The sequence below is a fragment of the Bacillus sp. 11C genome, from assembly GCF_055486375.1.
Window position 1 is genome coordinate 313,831 of sequence record NZ_JBUPVZ010000001.1, and the last position, 19,711, is coordinate 333,541.

At 46.3% G+C, this 19,711-nt stretch carries 14 protein-coding genes, 2 pseudogenes and 1 riboswitch; of the genes and pseudogenes, 6 read left to right on the plus strand and 10 right to left on the minus strand.

The genetic code is table 11. The annotated features are described in order from the left end of the window. Positions 1–204: 204 nt before the first annotated feature. Genes cydC through cydA form a run of 4 tightly spaced genes read right to left on the minus strand, consistent with a single transcriptional unit; the run spans position 205 to position 6,035 of the window. Complete coding sequence (gene cydC, locus ACY3LV_RS01595) at positions 205–1,932, minus strand: thiol reductant ABC exporter subunit CydC (protein WP_464863273.1); 1,728 nt, start codon at positions 1,930–1,932, stop codon at positions 205–207. After that, positions 1,929–3,632, minus strand: a complete 1,704-nt coding sequence (gene cydD / locus ACY3LV_RS01600) for a thiol reductant ABC exporter subunit CydD (protein WP_333561695.1) — start codon at positions 3,630–3,632, stop codon at positions 1,929–1,931. Before cydD ends, cydC begins: the two co-directional genes overlap by 4 nt. Continuing rightward, positions 3,632–4,645: a cytochrome d ubiquinol oxidase subunit II gene (gene cydB, locus ACY3LV_RS01605; RefSeq protein ID WP_333561696.1), complete on the minus strand. Its 1,014-nt coding sequence runs from the start codon at positions 4,643–4,645 to the stop codon at positions 3,632–3,634. The genes cydD and cydB overlap by 1 nt, the downstream gene beginning before the upstream one ends. Further along, positions 4,632–6,035: a cytochrome ubiquinol oxidase subunit I gene (gene cydA / locus ACY3LV_RS01610; RefSeq protein ID WP_087993246.1), complete on the minus strand. Its 1,404-nt coding sequence runs from the start codon at positions 6,033–6,035 to the stop codon at positions 4,632–4,634. The genes cydB and cydA overlap by 14 nt, the downstream gene beginning before the upstream one ends. Positions 6,036–6,590: 555 nt before the next feature. Between cydA and cimH the strand changes: the two genes are divergently transcribed. From cimH to ACY3LV_RS01625, 3 genes are all read left to right on the plus strand, one after another. Next, entirely contained in the window at positions 6,591–7,943 is a 1,353-nt protein-coding gene (gene cimH / locus ACY3LV_RS01615; RefSeq protein ID WP_414955996.1) for a citrate/malate transporter CimH, read from the plus strand. A gap of 123 nt (positions 7,944–8,066) precedes the next feature. After that, positions 8,067–9,755: a M56 family metallopeptidase gene (locus ACY3LV_RS01620; RefSeq protein ID WP_464863274.1), complete on the plus strand. Its 1,689-nt coding sequence runs from the start codon at positions 8,067–8,069 to the stop codon at positions 9,753–9,755. Positions 9,756–9,812: 57 nt separating this feature from the next. Then, positions 9,813–10,019 (plus strand): hypothetical protein, encoded by a 207-nt coding sequence (locus ACY3LV_RS01625; protein ID WP_464863275.1) that lies wholly within the window; start codon positions 9,813–9,815, stop codon positions 10,017–10,019. Between the two features lie 210 nt (positions 10,020–10,229). Here ACY3LV_RS01625 and ACY3LV_RS01630 read toward each other — a convergent pair whose 3' ends face one another. From ACY3LV_RS01630 to ACY3LV_RS01645, 4 genes are all read right to left on the minus strand, one after another. Then, on the minus strand, positions 10,230–11,069 hold the full coding sequence (locus ACY3LV_RS01630) for a polysaccharide deacetylase family protein (RefSeq protein ID WP_333561700.1): 840 nt from the start codon (positions 11,067–11,069) through the stop codon (positions 10,230–10,232). A gap of 101 nt (positions 11,070–11,170) precedes the next feature. Then, positions 11,171–11,899: a ZIP family metal transporter gene (locus ACY3LV_RS01635; RefSeq protein ID WP_289348744.1), complete on the minus strand. Its 729-nt coding sequence runs from the start codon at positions 11,897–11,899 to the stop codon at positions 11,171–11,173. Positions 11,900–12,004: 105 nt separating this feature from the next. Continuing rightward, positions 12,005–13,102: a maltodextrin ABC transporter ATP-binding protein MsmX gene (gene msmX / locus ACY3LV_RS01640; protein ID WP_148963339.1), complete on the minus strand. Its 1,098-nt coding sequence runs from the start codon at positions 13,100–13,102 to the stop codon at positions 12,005–12,007. A gap of 119 nt (positions 13,103–13,221) precedes the next feature. Continuing rightward, positions 13,222–14,115 (minus strand): PucR family transcriptional regulator, encoded by an 894-nt coding sequence (locus tag ACY3LV_RS01645; RefSeq protein ID WP_464863276.1) that lies wholly within the window; start codon positions 14,113–14,115, stop codon positions 13,222–13,224. A 185-nt stretch (positions 14,116–14,300) separates the two neighbouring features. Between ACY3LV_RS01645 and ACY3LV_RS01650 the strand changes: the two genes are divergently transcribed. Beyond that, positions 14,301–15,758 carry an aldehyde dehydrogenase family protein gene (locus tag ACY3LV_RS01650; protein ID WP_464863277.1) on the plus strand — a complete coding sequence of 486 codons (1,458 nt, stop codon included), beginning with the start codon at positions 14,301–14,303 and terminating at the stop codon, positions 15,756–15,758. A gap of 41 nt (positions 15,759–15,799) precedes the next feature. Here the strand turns inward: ACY3LV_RS01650 and ACY3LV_RS01655 are convergent, their stop codons facing one another. Next, positions 15,800–16,636: a YitT family protein gene (locus tag ACY3LV_RS01655; RefSeq protein WP_464863278.1), complete on the minus strand. Its 837-nt coding sequence runs from the start codon at positions 16,634–16,636 to the stop codon at positions 15,800–15,802. 69 nt (positions 16,637–16,705) lie between these two features. Continuing rightward, positions 16,706–16,808: riboswitch (guanidine-I (ykkC/yxkD leader) on the minus strand. Positions 16,809–17,084: 276 nt separating this feature from the next. Here ACY3LV_RS01655 and ACY3LV_RS01660 point away from each other — a divergent pair. Then, a pseudogene (locus ACY3LV_RS01660) lies at positions 17,085–17,423 on the plus strand (DUF4352 domain-containing protein); the annotation flags it as partial. A gap of 621 nt (positions 17,424–18,044) precedes the next feature. Here the strand turns inward: ACY3LV_RS01660 and galE are convergent. After that, positions 18,045–19,067 carry a UDP-glucose 4-epimerase GalE gene (galE, locus tag ACY3LV_RS01665; RefSeq protein ID WP_464863279.1) on the minus strand — a complete coding sequence of 341 codons (1,023 nt, stop codon included), beginning with the start codon at positions 19,065–19,067 and terminating at the stop codon, positions 18,045–18,047. A 362-nt stretch (positions 19,068–19,429) separates the two neighbouring features. On the opposite strand from galE, the pseudogene ACY3LV_RS01670 reads away from it, so the two are divergent. Beyond that, positions 19,430–19,681, plus strand: a pseudogene (locus ACY3LV_RS01670) (response regulator transcription factor); the annotation flags it as partial. Positions 19,682–19,711: the final 30 nt, after the last annotated feature.

Genomic DNA, 19,711 nt, shown 5'->3' on the forward strand with positions numbered 1-19,711 from the left:
CTTCCAGATTGTTGACAAAATCCTAAAACGGTTTTTGTTTTAGGATTTTGTCATCTTTTCAGCGTGATTGAAAACCCTTGAAGTCTAGGAAGGACGAGCATTGGAGCGGAGCGAATGTTATAATTCGTGAGCACCAACGCGCAGGTCTGACAACGAATGCGAGGGTTTGTCGACACGCTGAAAGACAGCCTCAGGGGCTGTCTTCTATTTTACAGGAACGTCAAGATGATACAGGCGGCGATACCGTTCGTTTGACGCCAGCAGTTCCTCGTGCGTTCCTTCCATTTCTGTTTTTCCGTTTTCGAGAAACACAATTTTATCCGCCGCTTCCACTCCCGCGAGGTGGTGGGTAATCCATAAAATCGTTTTTCCTTTCAGCACTTCAAACACCGTATCCATCAGTTCGCGTTCTGTGATGGGATCGAGTCCGACTGTCGGCTCATCGAGGATGATGATCGGCGTATCCTGCAGCAAAATCCGGGCGAGTGCGATCCGCTGGCGCTCCCCTCCGGAAAACCGGATGCCGGTTTCCTGAACAGAGGTATGATATCCGTCAGGCAGTGACTCAATGTAATCATGCAGCTTCACCTGCTTTGCAGCACGGCGCACATCCTCGTCGCTTGCGTCGCCATTTCCAAGCCTGATGTTGTTCAGAATGCTTGTATCAAACAGATGAGGTTTTTGATTTAACACAGCTACCGTATCAGCAATCTGATCCTTTAACAGCTCGGTCTCCACTCCGTTTAACGTCACAGATCCAGAGTCCGGCTTTAAGGCGCCCTCGATTAATGCGAGCGACGTTGATTTCCCAGACCCGCTCCGGCCGAGCAGCGCCATTTTTTCTCCTTGGCGCAGCGTAAAGGAAAAGCCGTTCAGCACTCGGCTGCTGTTATCATAAGCAAACGCCACATCACGAAAGGACAGTGTGACATCTTGGAGATCGAGCGTTTCAGCCGCTGAGTCTGTTTGTGACGCCTCCGTCTGAGGTGCCACTTTGTTCATGCGTCTGATGGAATCCTGATAGCCGGGCACCTCGCCCAAAGCATCTGAAAGCGGCAGAAAGGCTTCCGTCAAAGGGAACACCACTAGCACAAAGGCCGCAATCATCGTTTTGGCGAGTTCGCCGTCTGCATGCTGCCCCGCCGTCCAAAACAGCATCAGCAAAATGAGACCCGCGACAAAACATTGCGCGGCGAAATCCCGCCATCTTGTAAAGCGCTGTTTGTTCCGTTCAAGCTCAAACCAAGCATGTTCTTCTTTTTCATAGGAATCAATAAAAGCATGCCGGCGTCCGCTGAACATCCAGTCGCTGACACCCATTACGGCATCTGTCAGCCGGCTGTACAGCACATTCCGCCCGCTTTTCAGCTTCGCATTCTTCGCTCTCGTCACGAGCAAAGACACAACCGGAAACAGTATAACAAGAACAAACAAGTAAAGCGCAAGCAATATGGCAAACGGCCAAGAGAAGAAGCCAAGCGCGATTACTGAAACAGCATACAGAAGCAAGGCCGAGATCGCAGGAAAAATCGTTTTTAAGAAGGCATCCTGCAAATGCTCAATATCCTCCGACAAAATGCCGAGCATATCCCCCGTGCGAAATCGGGAACGCAGCATCAAAGCACCCGGCTCAAGCATGTTGTAAAGGCGGACGCGCATGTCGGACACGATTTTTAAAATGATGTGATGGCCGACAAGGCGTTCCGCATATCGTGACACAGACCGTGCAATCCCAAAGGTGCGCACAGCGACAATCGGCACATAAATGAGCAGGATGTTTTCCGGCCTTGTCGCCGCCTTCGAGATCAAAAACCCTGAGGTGAACATAAGAAAAGCAGCAGAAAAAATCGTCACCGCGCCCAACAAGATAACCAGAACGAACAGACGGGCATTTTGCTTGATATACGGCAGAATCCATTCTTCTTTCTTCATGCTCTTTCCCCCAGTTGTGCCTTCACGAGTTTGGTGTACACACCGTTTTTCTCCAGCAATTCATCGTGAGTCCCGATTTCCGCAACCCTGCCCCCGTCAAGCACGATGATTTCATCCATATCGAGCATCCAGTGAAGGCGGTGTGTCGCGAGAAAGACGAGCTTATCCTGAAATAAATCCAGCATCGTTTCTTTTAATTCATATTCTGTTTCGATATCAAGATGGGCGGTCGGCTCATCCAGCAGCAGGATCGGACGGTTACCTAAAAAAGCGCGGGCCAGTGCGACACGCTGAGCCTGGCCGCCGCTGAGCGCCCGGCCGCCTTCCCCGATCCTTCCCTCTAATCCGTCCGGAAGTTTGTCCACCAGCTCCGTCAGCCCCGCCGAGGCAGCGGCGCGGGCTGTATCCTCAGCCGACGCGCTTGGATGGTAAAAGCGAATGTTGTTCGCCAGCGTGTCATCAAAAATGTACGGATGCTGCGGGATATAAAGGAGGTTTTTCTGCCAGCTTCCGTCCTGCAAGTGGGACCGGCTTGAACCATTGACCTCGATCATACCGTCATCAGGCTCCAAAAATCCGCCAAGGACATCAATGAATGTTGATTTTCCGGCACCGCTTGCACCGATGATGCCGATTTTTTTCTTGCCTTTCAATGACAAATCAATATCGGACACCGACCGGCCGACTGACACACCTGACACTTTCAGCTCATCCTGACCGGACCACGTCCCAAGCTGAAGCGGCGCCTCTTTTTTAAAACCAGGCTGCGACAAGATCTCTTGAATGGTCTTGCCTGCTTCCTGTCCGTTCAGCGTTGCATGATAATCATTCCCCACTTCCCGCACCGGCAAAAAATACTCAGGTGCCAGAATGAGCGCCGTTAAGGCAGGACCAAGCAAAATATCTCCGTCAATAAGGCGCAGGCCCAAAAACACTGCAACTGTCGCCACTGACAGCATCGTGAAAAAATCGAGGGCGAATGAAGATAAAAATGCCACCCGAAGTGTGCTCATCGTTGCTTTGCGATACCGCTCACTAACGTAGAAAATGTTTTTACTGTGCGACTTGCTCAAACCTAAAAAACGCAATGTCTCCAGCCCGCGAAGAGAATCAACGAAATGATTAGAAAGTCTCTGATAGGATTTCCACTGGCGATCCGCTTTTCTCTGCGCGACAAGGCCGAGGAGAATCATAAAGATGATCAGAATCGGCATCGCAGCAACTAAAATGACAGCTGACGTGCGATCCTGAAAAAACACATAAATGACAACCGCCGCCGGCACAATCGCCATGCTGACCATTTTCGGCAGAAATAGCTCCAGGTAGCGGCGGAACTGGCTGATGCCTTCCATCGCCAGCGTTACCATTTGCCCCGTCCCCTCTTTCTTTGCAAAGCGGGGACCTAACCGGAACAGCTGATCAAGAAAACTCTTTCTCAAATCTGCTCCTGTCCGGGCGGCATATTGATAGACGATTTTCTGGCGTGCCACCGTCACCCCGTGCCGGGCGACAAAAGCGATGAGGAAAAAGCCGATCACCGGAAACAGGGAGGCCATGCTCTTCCCGTTGAACAGCCCGGTTACGGCTTCACTCAGCCACTCTGCCTGCATAATAATGGCAGCTGTCTGAATCAGCGTTAAACAAGTAATCACGGTGAGAATCCGCTTCATTCCTTTATATCGAAACAGGTCTTTTCCCATTAATAAGTCATAGGCTCCTTATGGCTGACGCGCTTCCGGAAGACATAATAGCTCCAGATCTGGCTGCCGATGACAAACGGCAATAGGGTTAATGCCGCAATTGACATGACTTTAAGCGAATAATCACCGGAAGAAGCGTTAGCTACTGTTAAATCGTACGCGCTTTGAAGCGAGCTGACCATGACCCGAGGGAATAATGAAATAAAGATCATCCCTACCGTCAGCCCCAGCCCCGCGCCAGTCATCCCAAATGTCCAGCCGTCTTTTTTCTTACGGATAAAGACAGCTGCGAGCATAAAGCAGATGACAATCAAAACAACGAGCGGAATGGTTATCTCACCGCGGCGGGTAAACATGTCTGTCTGATAGGCAGAAAGAGCCGCGAAGGCAAGAACCGCTATAAAAACAATACCCATTATCTTTTGCGCCATGTTCCGGGCGCGTTTTTGCAAATCACCGATCGTACGCAGCGTGATAAACATTAATCCGTGCTGGAAGCAAAGAAGTGTTACAGTCACACCGCCAAGTACAGAGTACACATTGAAATAATCGGATACTTGCGCGTGAATGTTCATATCGGCATCAATCGGCATCCCGCGGAATAATGTCGCGAACAGCACACCAAGCACAAACGGAGGAATCAGACTGCCGAAGAAAACGACCCAGTCCCAAACCTTTACCCATTTTAAATGATCAACCTTGCCGCGGAACTCAAACGCGACCCCGCGGCCTATTAATGCAAGCAGCACAATGACAAACGGAATGTAATAACCGCTCAGCATCGTTGCATACCAGTTCGGAAATGCCGCGAAAATGGCGCCTGCACCAGTCAAAAGCCATACTTCATTCGCGTCCCAAAACGGTCCGATCGTGTTGATCAGCACTCTGCGTTCTAATTCATTATGGCCAAGAAAACGGGTCGCCATGCCGACCCCGAAATCAAAGCCTTCCAAAAAGAAGAAACCTACAAACAATACAGCAACGAGTATAAACCAAAGATCATGAAGAGACATGGTATACCTCCTGACTAAATGGATCTGTTGATACAGGAGCATCATGATGATCACCATGCTCCGCACCTTTTTTAATTTCACGGACGAATAAGAAGGCAAGCAGCGCCCCCAGAATCAAGTACATCACACCGAACGCGATGATTGAGAATAACAGAGAGCCGGCTGTTACGTTAGGCGACACAGATTGAGCAGTTGTCATTAAGCCCATAACCGTCCACGGCTGACGTCCGATTTCTGTCATAATCCAGCCCGCGGAGTTCGCAATAAACGGGAAGGAAATCAGCGCGATCATGATGCGCAAATACCATTTGCTGTTTTCAAGCTTTTTGCGGCGGTTTAACCAAAGGCCGCCTAACGCAGCAAGAATCATGACAACACCTGCGCCAACCATGATGCGGAAGCTCCAGAATGTCGTTTTTACAGGCGGAATGTAATCGCCTTTTCCGTATATTTTTTCGTACTCAGCCTGAAGTGTTTTCATCCCTTTGACACTTCCGCTGAATTTTTGATACGCCAGGTAGCTCAAAGCATAAGGAACTTTGATTTCATTTGAGCTTTTTTCATTTGTTGTATCGATCGTGGCAAAAGCTGTCCAAGCAGCAGGGTCACCGCTGTCTTCCCAAAGGCCTTCGCTGGCAGCCATTTTCATCGGCTGTGATTCCATCAAGTGCTCAGCCTGCGCGTGTCCGCTAAGTGCGACGCCAAGACCGGCACAAAGGCCGACAATCATTGCGAGTTTAAAAGATTGTTTGAAAAACGGCACTTCTTTTTTCTTCAATAGTTTAAAAGCACTCACTCCGGCGATAAAGAAAGCCCCGGTGGCAAGCGCACCGAAAATGACGTGCGGAAATTCAACCCAAAGCTGAGGGTTTGTAATCAGCGCGGCAAAGTCGTTCATTTCCGCGCGGCCGTTTTTGATCGTAAAGCCGACAGGCTCCTGCATAAAGGAATTTGCGGTTAAAATCCAGAAAGACGACATAATCGTTCCAAATGATACGAGCCAAATGCAGAGAACGTGAATTTTTTTCGGCAGGCGGTCCCAGCCGAAAATCCACAATCCGATAAAGATCGATTCCATAAAAAACGCCAATAATGCTTCAATCGCAAGCGGAGCGCCAAATACATCTCCGACAAAACGGGAGTAATCAGACCAGTTCATTCCAAACTGGAATTCTTGCAAAATCCCCGTTACAACACCAACTGCGAAATTTATTAAGAATAAGTGTCCCCAAAACTTTGCCATTTTGAGGTACAGCTCATTTTTTTTCACAAGATAAAGAGTCTCCATCAACGCAACCATAAACACAAGCCCAATAGACAACGGCACAAACAAGAAGTGAAACAATGTTGTTGATGCAAATTGAATGCGGGCTAAAACTAATTCACTCATGCTTTCTCCTCCATTTCCGGTTAAAAACTTCTATTTGCTCACTATTTCACAAATAGAAGCGATACTTTGATCACCAATTCACAAAGTAGACGAAAAAAATATTTGTTCAACATTTCACAAATGTGTCAAAAAATCATTCAATATGATTCCTGATTGCCAGACTGATCAAATGACACATTCTCTTACTGGTTCATATTAAGTACTTTACAACGATTTATTTCAAAAATAAAGACCAAAATACCTAAAAAGTCCCGCACTGTGTGACGGATTATTGTCTATTTTGTTGATGATTTATGACGGACGCTAGGATAAATGACCCTTTATTATCGTACATCAACATTTCGTTCCTTGCGAATAAAATGCTTGTCCGTCACCAGCCCTCGCTTCTCAGCACTCCGTCATAGACCGTTTTTAGTCGGAATGCCTCTTTTCATTTGAACCGGGAAGATTTGAAAACCTGAATAGTAAATTTTTAATATATTAAACATTTCAATTTTTTAGTATAATTCATGTAGTGAACAATTTTACTACATCAAGAATAGGGGAGGTTTTTCAATGGGAGAGCTTCAAACCCAAATGCAATTGCAAACGGATACAATTCACGAAGGGGTTCGAAAAGAGAATTGGTTTGCGAGAGCCATGAATATAAAAGTAGGCATTATACCGCTTCCTGTGTATGCCTTGCTGTTTATATTAATCACTGTTTTTGTTATGCATCACGATGTGAAAAGTGACATCTTGACATCCATTGCCGTCATGGCTTTTTTCGGGTTTACCTTTGCCCAAATCGGTAAATCGATACCGATTGTTCGTTCTATCGGCGGCCCGGCCATCCTAGCTACTTTTATTCCGTCCGCTGTCGTCTACTATCACCTGCTGCCTAATGATATCGTCAAATCCACCACAGAATTTACAGAAAACTCAAACTTTCTTTACTTATTTATCGCTGGGATTGTTGTCGGAAGCATCCTCGGCATGAAAAGAGAAACACTCGTAAAAGCATTCATGAAAATCTTTATTCCGCTTATTGCCGGTTCTGCCGCGGCCGCTATTGTCGGACTGGCTGTCGGCACATCGCTCGGGCTCGGATTTCAGCACACATTGCTGTACATCGTCATCCCTATCATGGCAGGGGGTGTCGGAGAAGGCGCTATCCCGCTGTCCATCGGTTATTCTGACATCATGCCGATGTCTCAAGGGGAAGCGTTTGCACTTGTTCTGCCGTCGATCATGCTGGGCAGCCTGTGCGCGATCATTCTAGCGGGATTGCTGAACAGAATCGGTAAGAAAAAACCGGAATGGACAGGCAACGGCAAAGTGGACCGATCTGAAGAAGAGCCCCCTGCGCTGGAGGAATCGCAAAGCGGACAGCAAATGTTCAACCTTTCCTTATTTGCGTCAGGTGGTATCCTTGCTGTTTCTTTATACTTAGTCGGCATGCTCGCCCACGACTTTTTTGGATTTCCGGCACCCGTTGCCATGCTGTTACTGGCTGTTCTGATTAAGCTGTTCAGATTGGCGCCTGCCTCAATTGAAAATGGCGCGTTTGGGGTGTCCCGCTTCTTTTCAACCGCTGTGACCTACCCGCTGCTCTTTGCGATCGGGGTGTCCATGACGCCGTGGGACAAGCTTGTCGCCGCCTTTAATCTCAACAACATCATTACGATTCTGTCTGTCGTTGTGACCATGATGGCCGTCGGCTTCTTCACCGGAAAGTGGCTGAACATGTATCCGATTGAGACCGCCATTATCAATGCGTGCCACTCAGGACAAGGCGGCACCGGGGACGTCGCCATTTTAAGCGCCGCAGAAAGGCTTGAATTGATGCCTTTCGCCCAGGTGTCTACCCGAATCGGGGGAGCCATTACAGTGTCCTTAACCTTATTGCTGCTTCACCAGTTTTATTGATACACCGCAAGCAAGTTCTTCGTCAAACGAAAGAGCTTGCTTTTTTTACATATTCCTGTTTTTGCAAATTCCCGCGCCATGGTATAGTAATAGTTGGAAATACCAGATAGAAAGGACTCTAGCATGCCTATGGGAATAGATCTATTTCTCGTTATGATTCTCGGGCTGGGATTATATTTTATATCAGCCCTGGCAGCAAAACTCATTCCGTTCATAGACTTCTGGATTGACATCGTTCTTTGGGTTTGCGCTGCTGTTTATATCTTCTCTCATCAATCATTCATGGACGGCATTGTCTCGATCGCGACAATGTTCTACTGTTACTGGACCGCAATGGATCTCACAGTCTCAGAACGTGCGGAAAAACCTTCGGGAGACTGGCAGGAAATCGAGCTTGCCAGAAACAAAACACGCCTCCTGTCAGACATCATGCTGACCGCCGTTGTGTTTGCGGGCGCCATTATTTTTTTCATCTATGGACCTGATCCAAGCGCTCTCAAATATGTGATCCTTTTCGGCATGATCTCCGGCGGAGGAGCACTGGTGAAACGAATCTGGAATGTTTTCAGTGTAACCGTTTTGTATTCGGCGTCCTTAGAAAAATTGCACATTAGCTCGCGTTACGAAACCCGTACATACCCGCTTTCCGATTTGAAAGACATCCAGCTTGAATCAACAGCTGATCTCTTAAAGCTCCATCCGCTTCTGACGATGTATTCATCTCGTTTAGATTTGACAACAAGCTTTCAGCAAGTCATCAAACTGTCCCTTCCCGGTGAAACGCTGTTTCTGACGGTGAAGGAACCGCAAAGATGGAAAGCGATTCTCCGGGGATACACAGACGTGGAAAACAACGAGGACACTATGATTTCTGTTTTGCCGTTTTATCATAGAAAAAATGTGAAGCGGCTGCTTGGGAAGCTTTATTTTGCTGCCAGCGTAAAAGGCGTGTCAGCTTACGCCTTACTGGTGCTCGCATTATACGGATTACAAACCTCTCCATGGGTCATGGCCGTTGCCGTGATGTTGTACTGGATTTTCAATATGTACCTGTCAGACATTGTTTTGCGGGCGGCAATGGATGCCAAGCCTTGTGATCATCCGCATGTACAGGCAGCGGCCGACAAGATTTTCCGCAAAGCCGGCATTTCCCATGTCCGCATATACGAAACAGAGAGTGATGATTACAACGGAATGGCAGTCGGCATGAATGTCGGAAGGTCGATGGTCATACTGACAAGCGCCACACTAACACTTCCGCAGCGTGTCATCGAAGGCATTCTGGCCCATGAAGCGATTCATATTAAAAAACGTGACGTTTTGTCATCACAGCTTTTGCGTTTTCTATATCTTGGAGCCGTCGTTGGGATCATCCTCTTATTTGAGCAGCATATCGCCCATCCCGCGGACCATAAAGTGGCGCTTTGGGTCTTCATCATGGCAATCATCATCCTGTTTCAGCTCTATCAATCCTTTTGTTCACAATGGATGGAGGTGCGCGCTGACAACCTTGGCGCCTCACTGTTGGAAGGCGGGTACAAACAAATGGCGGAAGCATTGAGGATCTTGGCGGTTCGGCAGGATGAGGATATACAGAAACAAAGCGCCTACAGCTCTGAAGCAGATGAGGACGAGCTTACCATTGACTCTCTCTCCCGTGATAAAAGCTGGCTTTTCAGATTCATTGATTTTCAGTTCGCACCTCATCCCCCTATGTATTGGCGTGTCAGCACGTTATTGTCAAACAAAGGACACGGGGTGTTGAAGCGCTGGTTCAGAGACCGGCTGAAGGAATCGATTTCTCTGAAATGAAACCGGCCAGCGTTTCGTCCGTATAACATATATGGTGAAAAAAGGGAGTGACCAGAAGTGATTGTGATTATCTTATTCATTATAGCGATTATTGTTTTCGTTTCAGTCGTACAGCCAAAGCCCTTGGAAAACAAAAGCCGCCAGCATGCGGACAGCGGGTTTTTCGGCGGTTATTCAGACCATGGCTCGCACCATAACGGAGGATGCGGCATTGACGGCAGTTTCAGTGATTCCGGCTGCGGAGGAGGAGACGGCGGCGTTTAAGCGCCGCCTCAGATTGTTGACAAAATCCTAAAACGGTTTAGTTTTAGGATTTTGTCATCTTTTCAGCGTGGTTGAAAACCCTTGAAGTCTAGGAAAGGCGAGCATTGGAGCGGAGCGAATGTCCTAATTCGTGAGCACCAACGCACAGGCTTGACAACGAATGCAAGGGTTTGTCGACACGCTGCGGCGGCGTTTAAGCTCCGCCTTTTTTTATTTCATCGATTCAATGTATGCGCCAAAAGCCGCACCCGACATGCCCGGAGACACGCGCACTCGGTGGAGGGCGTACATTCCCTGGTCTCTCGATGCCGCGCCCGGTTCTGTCGTCACGCCCATTTGATAGCCTGTTTCTTTGGCTGCCTTCAGCGTCTCCTCATTGTAGCGCCCCACTGGATAACTGATGATGGAGGTTTGCTGGTGAAACATGCCGTCAAACAGCTTTTTTGAATCGGCCATCTCACTGTATTGCTGCTCAGGTGTTAACCCGTTCAGCTCTAAGTGGTTAATCGTATGGCTTTCAATTGATATGCCATGCTTCGCCATTTCTTTCATTTGGTTCTCTGTCAGATGATGTTTATGTCCGATCGATTTGCCGATCATAAAAATCGTCGCCTTCATCCCGTACAATTTCAGCACCGGATACGCGTCTTGATAATTGTCGGTGTATCCGTCATCAAACGTGATCAGCACGCATTTCTCACTCGGCTTTTTGTCCTGCGTCAGCATGAGATACGCCTCTTTCGGCGTTAATGTCTGATAACTGTTATCGTGCAGCCATTTCATATGCGCTTCGAATTCTTCCTTCGGGACACGGAGGCTGTTTCCTGAGGAAATGCTGTGGTACATTAAAATCGGCAGCTTTGCCGGTTTCTCTGTTTTGATCCATGCGGATGTATCATCCTCTTTTTTCTGAACATGTATTGTCTTTTCTTCCGGTTTCTGTTGTTCCGCTTTCGGCATCTGCTGCTCCGCTTTCGCCTCTGTGTCAGCGCAAGCGGCGAGAGCCAAGCAGCTGACCAAGAGAAAAATGCTTAGGATAAAACGTTTCATCGGTTCCCTGCTTTCTGTCTATTTCTTCCTCCTTTTTCATCGGTTTTTTTCTGAAATTTTCAAGCAAAAAAACCGGACATGGAAGTATGACCGGCTCACATTTAAGAAAACTGATTCAGAACCAGCGAGGTTAACAGCCCAAGAGCAGCGATTAAACCTGTCATTGGACCGCTGTCTTCGTACGCCTCGGGCATCATCGTCGACGCAACCATCGCAATGATCCCCCCGCCCGCAAACGCCGCGATTGCTGACATCACTTCTTCAGAAGCACCGTTTAGAAAGAAATAACCTGACCATGAAGCGAGAATTGAAATCACGAGCACTGCGGCCCAAAGCAGCAAAATTTTCGTTCTGGTATACCCGCTGCTTTTCATTCCTGTTGTACTGGACAGCCCTTCAGGTATATTGCTGATAAAAATAGCGATCACCAAAAGGAAACTGACCGATTGTTCTTCGAGAAGACTGGCGCCAATCATAATCGATTCCGGGACAGCGTCCATGACGGTGCCGATAAAAATGGCGATTCCTCCTCCGCCGGCAGCTGCTTGTCCCGATCTTTTTCTATGTGACGCGCCTCTTTTAGAAACCGCGTAATCAAAAATCGTAAAAACGACCGCCCCTGCAATAAATCCGGCGCCCGTCGACACCATCCCGCCTTCTGCCGCTGCATCCCCAAGAAGTTCGTAAGCGGCCGCGCCAATTAATACTCCTGTGCCAAAAGCCATAATATAGCCGATGATCTGCTTGCGAATCGAAAAAAACATGGACGCCAGCGCGCCCAGCAATACAGCAGAGCCTGAGATCCCGCCCCACATTGCCGCATGCCACATCTCTATCTCTCCTTTCTTACCAACCACTACCCCCTGCGGTTTTTTCTGTAAACCTTTTAGAGAACACAAAAAAGCCGGGCATGTCTCCATGTCCGGCTTTAGAACTTATCGAATTCTCACTTCTGTCTCACTGTCAAAGAAATGGCTTTTATTCATATCAAACGCAACCGTCAGCTCATCACCTGATTGAATATCGAGACGGGCGTCGATCCGCGCAATAAAGTCTTGGTTTTCGATCTGCGAATAAATCATGATTTCTGAACCTAGCAGCTCTGCGACATTGATTTTCGCTTTAATCGAAGAGTTCTTATACGATTCCACGACAATCAATTCATCATGAATATCCTCAGGACGAATGCCGAAGATGACTTCTTTGCCGATGTAGCCCTTTTCACGCAGCACCTTCATTTTTCCTTCCGGCACGGTTAATGCCGCAGAACCGATTTTGATGACGCCATCCGTCAACTTTCCTTTGAAAAAGTTCATCGCCGGTGACCCGATAAAACCGCCGACAAAGACGTTTTCAGGGAATTCATATACATCCTTCGGCGTCCCGATCTGCTGGATTTTTCCGTCTTTCATGACCACGATCCGTGTCGCCATCGTCAGCGCTTCTGTCTGGTCATGCGTCACGTAAATCGTTGTGGTTTGCAGTCTCTGGTGGAGCTTAATAATTTCCGCACGCATTTGCACCCTCAGCTTGGCGTCCAGGTTCGACAAAGGCTCATCCATCAGGAACACCTTTGCATCCCGCACGATCGCCCGTCCAAGCGCGACCCGCTGTCTCTGTCCGCCTGACAGCGCTTTCGGTTTGCGGTGCAAATATTCCTCCAGCCCGAGAATTTTAGCGGCTTCCTCTACTCTTTTTTTGATTTCAGGCTTCGGCATTTTCCGAAGCTTCAGCCCGAATGCGATATTATCGTAGACCGTCATATGCGGATAGAGCGCGTAGTTTTGAAAGACCATCGCGATATCCCTGTCCTTTGGCGCTACATCATTTACCCGTTTCCCCTCAATATAAAAATCACCTTTTGAAATTTCTTCAAGTCCTGCCACCATCCGCAGCGTCGTTGATTTCCCGCAGCCGGACGGGCCGACGAATACGATAAATTCCTTATCGTCAATGTGAAGGTTAAAGTCATCAACAGCCGCTTCCTTCTGCTCATAATATTTATAAATGTGCTCCATCCGCAATTCAGCCATCTTGATTCCCCCTTTGTTATTGTAAACGCTTTCCTAACTTGAGTGTAACAGCATTTCCATATCACTGAAATGGGCAGTGTTCATAAAATCAACCAGCCATTTTCGTGCATATTTCCAATTTATTCTGAACCTTTGCTTTGCAGGCAGATAAAATAGGCGAGCAACGCGCCTTTATATGTTTTAATGTCTATCCCTGACCGCTCAACAAACTTGTCAATTCGATATTGCAGGCTGTTGCGGTGCAGATGCAGCTGTTTCGCCGTTAACGTCACGTTTGAGTTGTTTTCAATAAAGAGCTTGATGGTCTTTCTCAGCTCAGATTCATTTTCAAATAAAAGCTCAGCTTCTTCAGAGAGCAGCGTTTGCAGCTTTTCTTTTTCTGTTTCTAATAATAAAAAAGGAAAGATCATGTCAAAGGTCACACTTTGCATCTGAGGCAGCCGCTTTTCAGCAAAGAGGAAATACGTCTGTTCACGGGCGTAATGAGTACGGAGACTCTCATCCGGTTCATAAAATCTCCCGGCGTAAAAACGGACACTGAAGTAGAAATCACTCTCAAGAACCTTAGCTAGCGATTCCAGTTCATCCTTCCCCGCCGCCGCTTCACTTTCCTGCTCGACAATCACGCCTCTGTCCTCATGCATCCACACAATCACAAAAGACACCGGCCAAAAATGGCGAACAGCTTCCGCAAATGACGTCCGCTCTATATCACCGATCAAATGAAAATGAACAAATCTCGTTCGCTTCTTTATATCCGCCGGCACTTCCCCTCTAGAAAAAAGAAACGCAAACCACTTGTTTTCTTCCGCCGACTTCAAAGACATTTGATTGACCTCATCCGCAGGCGTCAAAAATGACTGCAGCAGCATTATTTCTTTTTCGCTGATCTCTGTTTTTGGAATGGAGATATATCTCTGACTGTTCTCATCAAAAAAACATAGACAGCCTTCCTGTACGCAAAGCTCTTCAGACACAATCGAACCGGGATAAATAGCCAGCAGCGATTTCATATGGTCTCCTCTCTTTATGTAAGGATCTGTATATCCAGTATAAGGCGAAACACACATGTTCTCCAATAAAAAAGAGTATATCCGGCACAACAGACGAGAAACTGAAAGGGAAACCCCATTCGTTTACATATCGGTCTCAACGGAAATAGAAGAAATAATACGGGACCAAAGGAGGATGATCATCAATGGCTTTAGAAACGTCAAACAAAAGTTTTATCAACGGAAAATGGACAGAAGGGGAAAGCGGACGTAAAGAGGATATTTTGAATCCATACGACCAGTCTGTGATTACAACAGCATCTTTGGCAACAAGCAAGCAGCTGGAGGATGCGTTTGACATTGCACAGCGGGCGCAAAAAGAGTGGGCCAAGAGCACAACAGAAGATCGAAAAGCAGTTCTGCAAAAAGCGCGAGGCTATTTACAGGAAAACCGCGATGACATCATCATGATGATCTCCCGCGAAACTGGCGGAACGATCATTAAAGCCACGATCGAGCTTGAACAAACCATTGCGATTTTAGATGAAGCCATTACGTATACCGGCGAATTAGGCGGCATCAAAGAGGTTCAATCCGACATTGAAGGGAAAATCAACAAGATTTACCGCCTTCCGCTCGGCGTGATTTCATCGATTTCTCCATTTAATTTTCCGATGAATTTATCAATGAGAACGATTGCGCCTGCGATTGCGCTGGGAAACAGTGTTGTTCACAAGCCTGATATCCAAACCGCTCTTTCCGGCGGAACCATCATTGCGAAAGCGTTCGAACACGCCGGCCTTCCTGCGGGTGTCCTTAACGTCATGTTGACGGACTTAAAGGAAATCGGAGACGGCATGCTGACAAACCCAATCCCAAGATTAATCAGCTTTACAGGATCAACCGCAGTCGGGCGCCACATCGGTGAAATCGCCGGGCGCGACTTCAAGCGAATGGCCCTTGAGCTCGGCGGCAACAACCCATTTGCCGTCCTTTCCGACGCGGATGTCGATCGTGCCGTAGATGCAGCGATTTTCGGGAAATTTATTCACCAGGGACAGATATGCATGATTATCAATAGAATCATCGTTCATCAAGATGTGTACGATGAATTTGTTGAAAAATTCACCGCACGTGTCAAAGAGCTTCCGTACGGCGATCAAACCGATCCGAAAACCGTAGTCGGACCGCTGATCAATGAGGGCCAAATCGAGAAAGCGCTGGAAATCATTGAGCAGGCAAAAGCAGACGGCATCGAGCTTGCGGTTGAAGGAAAACGCGTCGGAAACGTACTCACACCGTATGTCTTTGTCGGCGCCGACAACAACAGTAAAATTGCCCAAACCGAGCTGTTTGCCCCGATTGCCACCATTATCAAAGCCTCCAGCGATCAGGAAGCGATTGATATGGCAAATGATACTGAATATGGGCTCAGCTCGGCGGTTTTCACTTCTGATTTAGAAAAAGGTGAAACGTTCGCCCTGCAAATTGACAGCGGCATGACCCATGTCAACGATCAGTCTGTCAATGATTCACCGAATATCGCCTTTGGCGGAAACAAAGCAAGCGGTGTCGGCCGCTTCGGAAATCCGTGGGTGGTCGAAGAGTTTACCGTGACAAAATGGATTTCGATACAGAAACAATACCGCAAATATCCGTTCTAAACGAACAAATCCCTCTGCTTCAAACGCAGAGGGATTTTTCTTTATTTCGATATATCAACAAACCCTTCGCCAAACACATCGCGTACGTCATGAACGATTACAAATGCTTTTTTGTCACAGCTTCTGATAATTTTCTTCAGTGTGGATAGCTCCTGTTTGTTAATGACAATATATAAAATCTCTTTTGACTGGCCCGTATAGCTTCCCTTCCCTGATAAAATCGTCACGCCCCGATCCATCAAGTTATTTACCTTCTCTGAAATCTCACTTTTCTGTTCTGAAATGACCGTAATGGCTTTTTTCGTATTCAAGCCTTCAATAATGAAGTCCATCACTTTCGTACCGATATACAGCATCACGATCGTAAACATCATTTTTTCCGCGCCAATGATAAAATAAGAGCTAAATACCACGATTAAATCAAAAAACAATAACGCATAGCTAATATTCCAATCTAAATATTTATTAGCGATTCTGGCCAAAATCGCAGAGCCGGCTGTCGTCCCGCCGACCCGGATAATCATTCCGATCCCGACTCCCGCAAAAACACCAGCGAAAATCGTATTAATGATCAATTCATCAGACGGAGTGCTCCACCCATGTGTCAGATGGAGGAATAGCGAATTCGCCGCAACAGCAATGATGGTATAGACCGTGGTTTTACCGTCTAGAAATTTGTAGCCGATTAAGAGCAAAAATGCATTTAAAATAAAGTTTGTCACACCGGGAGACCATTGAAAGATATAGTATAAAATCAGCGTAATCCCAGTGACCCCGCCTTCCCCAAGGTCATTGGGAATCGCAAACAAATTCACCGCAAGCGCGAAGAAAAAAGCGCCAATCACAAGCATCAGCACATCAAGCATTTTCTTTTTCACCACAAAACACTCCTTCTCCAGATAGTATCAACAAAAAAGCCCAGGAGTACGCTCTCGCAAAAGAGCAGAAACTCCTGGGCTTTTATCCCACCGTGTCATAACAGCCGGGCTGTTATGTGTTTTCTCTCGGTCACAGTCCAATATGCATTGCGGAACCCTAGAAAACCAATGTTTTTATCCTATCATTTTTTCTTTCCAATATTAGCATTATAAGGGACGGTTTGAATTGGTTCAAGAGGTATTTGCGGAGATTTATTCAAGAAATTAAGAGAAACAAAAAAGATCATCAACTGTTAATAAATGAAAGATTCGGTCGATATGATACAAAGTACCTTTTTAACCAGATATAAATTAAAAGATTTTTTCCAATTTATCATTGACTACATGAAAATATATAGGCAAAATAGAACATATATTTCGAGAAATTAATTACATAGGAGGAAATATAATGTCAGGAAAGCTACTACACTGTAAAGCTTGCGGCCAAGAGATTGCAAAAGGTGTGAAGAAATGTCCGAATTGCGGTAAAGACCAACGTAATTTTTTTATGAGACATAAAATCATTACGTTTATTCTAGCAATAGTAGTCATTATCATAATTGCGAACATCGGAAACAGCGGAGACTCTCAAGCTTCTACTACAACCAGCTCCGACTCTACAAAGTCAACTAAAACAGTACAAAAGGCTGATATCGAAAAACTATATACTAATGCCGATCAATTTAAAAATTATAAAGTCGATCTGTATGTAAAAGTTTTTGACGTTGAACAAGACGACGATGGTACATATCTTCAGGGCTATAATAATCCGGAAAAGTTAAGCAAAAATACTCTCATTATGATCGACGACTCTGATTTAGATATTAAAGATGACGACATTATTCATGTAGTAGGTACGGTGAAAGACAAATATGATGGTGAAAACGCATTGGGCGGTTCTGTTTCAGCGCCGAGAATCATTGCCGATTCCATTGAAAAAAGCGACTATGCAACAGCTTTCGCCCCAGCTCAAAAAACAATTAACGTAGATAAAACACAGAACCAGCACGGATTTGCGCTCACACTTCAAAAAGTTGAACTTGCTGAAAAAGAAACTCGCCTGTATGTAAAGATAGAAAACAAATCACAAGATGAAATCAGCTTTTATGACTTCAATGCCAAAATTACAGCTGATAATAAACAGATTGAGCCTAAATCCGACCTTTCAGAGTATCCTGAAATTCAAAGTGAAATCTTACCGGGCGTTAAAACTGAAGGAATTATTGTCTTCCCTAAAATCGAAAGCAAAACAGCAAATGTTATTTTAGAAGGTTCTTCCGAAAACTACGATATTACAATTAATCCATTTACATTTGAAGTAAACTTGGATCAATAAAAGAAGGGCTGGGGAAAACCCCAGCCCTTTTGTTTATAATTTTACACTCTTATACCCATTCACATTCAAAGACTGCCATCTCCAGGAGTCGGCACACATTTCCTCAAGGCCGCGTTTCGCTTCCCAGCCCAGTTCCCGCTTGGCTTTTGCAGGATCTGCGAAGCAGGTCGCAATGTCTCCAGGGCGGCGGTCCGCAAAACGGTACGGAACCTCTTTCCCTGACACTTTTTCAAAGGCTTTGACCATTTCTAGCACGCTGTAGCCTGTGCCTGTTCCGAGGTTGTACGCATCTGCTCCTGTGGTGTTCAGTACTTTTTCCAGCGCTTTGACATGGCCTTCTGCGAGATCAACGACATGAATATAATCGCGTACGCCTGTCCCGTCTTTTGTCGGATAGTCATTCCCGAATACGCTTAATTGCTCCAGCTTTCCTACCGCTACCTGCGCTACATATGGCATGAGGTTATTCGGAATGCCGTTCGGGTCTTCACCGATCCGTCCGCTTGGATGAGCGCCGAACGGATTAAAGTAACGAAGCAGCGCAACGCTCCACTCATTGTCGGCTGTATACAAATCACGCAAAATTTGTTCCAGCATGAGCTTTGTCTGCCCATAAGGATTGGTCGCACCTAATGGGAAGTCTTCGGTAATCGGCGATGTTTCCGGAACGCCGTACACCGTCGCGGATGAACTGAACACGATTTTCTTGACGCCGTATTTCTCCATGACCTCACATAACATAAACGTTCCCGTCAGGTTGTTATGATAATATTTGAGCGGAATCGCAACAGATTCACCGACCGCTTTTAACCCCGCAAAATGAATCACAGCTTCAATTTCATTTTCCGCAAAAACAGAATCTACCGCTTCCCGGTCCAATAGATCCGCTTCATAGAACGTTACATCTTTTCCTGTAATCTCCTTGACGCGGTTCAGCGCCTCAGCCGAACTGTTGGACAGATTATCTAGAACGACAATCTCATAGCCGCTGTTTAATAATTCAACACATGTGTGGCTTCCGATGTATCCCGCGCCGCCTGTAACAAGTATTGCCATGATGTATAACCTCCTAAAGAGAATGTATTGTTTAATATTATAAAGTTTTTAGAAGCTTTCTACATCCATTTTCCAAAAGTTTAATTGTTTATTAATCGTTTCTTCATATTTTTTGCGTATCGTTCGATAAAGTACATCCCCCATTTCCACGCCATGTTACATGACTTTATGCAGCGCGAACAAGTATAGCTTCTGAAAAATCAATCTGCCGGTTGACGTTCTCTTTTCCAATATTCGCTATGCTTAATGCGGAAAGGATTTGATGGCATGGCGATGAGCTCATATATTTATTTTTATTATTTTATCAATGTATCGAGAACGAATGGTAAAGCCCGGGACATGTTCGATCATTCCGCTTAACTAAAAATATAAGTGAGACATTTCGCGCGAAGCAACAGACACAAGCTGATGAACTGGCAGAATCGTTTACCAAAAGAGAGCTCGAGGTTCTTCAGCAAATGGCCTACGGGTTGAGAAATGAAGCGATTGCTGAAAAGCTTTTCGTCAGCGAGAGCGCTGTGAAGACCCACGTTCACCGTATCCTGCAAAAGTGCAACGCCCAAGACCGGACACAAGCAGTCGTGTTTGCCATCCGTAACGGTATTGTGCAATAGAAATCTCTCGTCCCGCCATGATAAGATAAG

Coding starts and splice junctions, on each gene's coding strand:
- ACY3LV_RS01650 (WP_464863277.1), top strand. CDS start 14,301: ATGGCTTTAGAAACGTCAAACAAAAGTTTTATCAACGGAAAATGGACA.
- ACY3LV_RS01620 (WP_464863274.1), top strand. CDS start 8,067: ATGCCTATGGGAATAGATCTATTTCTCGTTATGATTCTCGGGCTGGGA.
- cimH (WP_414955996.1), top strand. CDS start 6,591: ATGGGAGAGCTTCAAACCCAAATGCAATTGCAAACGGATACAATTCAC.
- cydB (WP_333561696.1), bottom strand. CDS start 4,645: ATGTCTCTTCATGATCTTTGGTTTATACTCGTTGCTGTATTGTTTGTA.
- ACY3LV_RS01645 (WP_464863276.1), bottom strand. CDS start 14,115: ATGAAATCGCTGCTGGCTATTTATCCCGGTTCGATTGTGTCTGAAGAG.
- cydC (WP_464863273.1), bottom strand. CDS start 1,932: ATGAAGAAAGAAGAATGGATTCTGCCGTATATCAAGCAAAATGCCCGT.
- cydD (WP_333561695.1), bottom strand. CDS start 3,632: ATGGGAAAAGACCTGTTTCGATATAAAGGAATGAAGCGGATTCTCACC.
- cydA (WP_087993246.1), bottom strand. CDS start 6,035: ATGAGTGAATTAGTTTTAGCCCGCATTCAATTTGCATCAACAACATTG.
- ACY3LV_RS01630 (WP_333561700.1), bottom strand. CDS start 11,069: ATGAAACGTTTTATCCTAAGCATTTTTCTCTTGGTCAGCTGCTTGGCT.
- msmX (WP_148963339.1), bottom strand. CDS start 13,102: ATGGCTGAATTGCGGATGGAGCACATTTATAAATATTATGAGCAGAAG.
- galE (WP_464863279.1), bottom strand. CDS start 19,067: ATGGCAATACTTGTTACAGGCGGCGCGGGATACATCGGAAGCCACACA.
- ACY3LV_RS01635 (WP_289348744.1), bottom strand. CDS start 11,899: ATGTGGCATGCGGCAATGTGGGGCGGGATCTCAGGCTCTGCTGTATTG.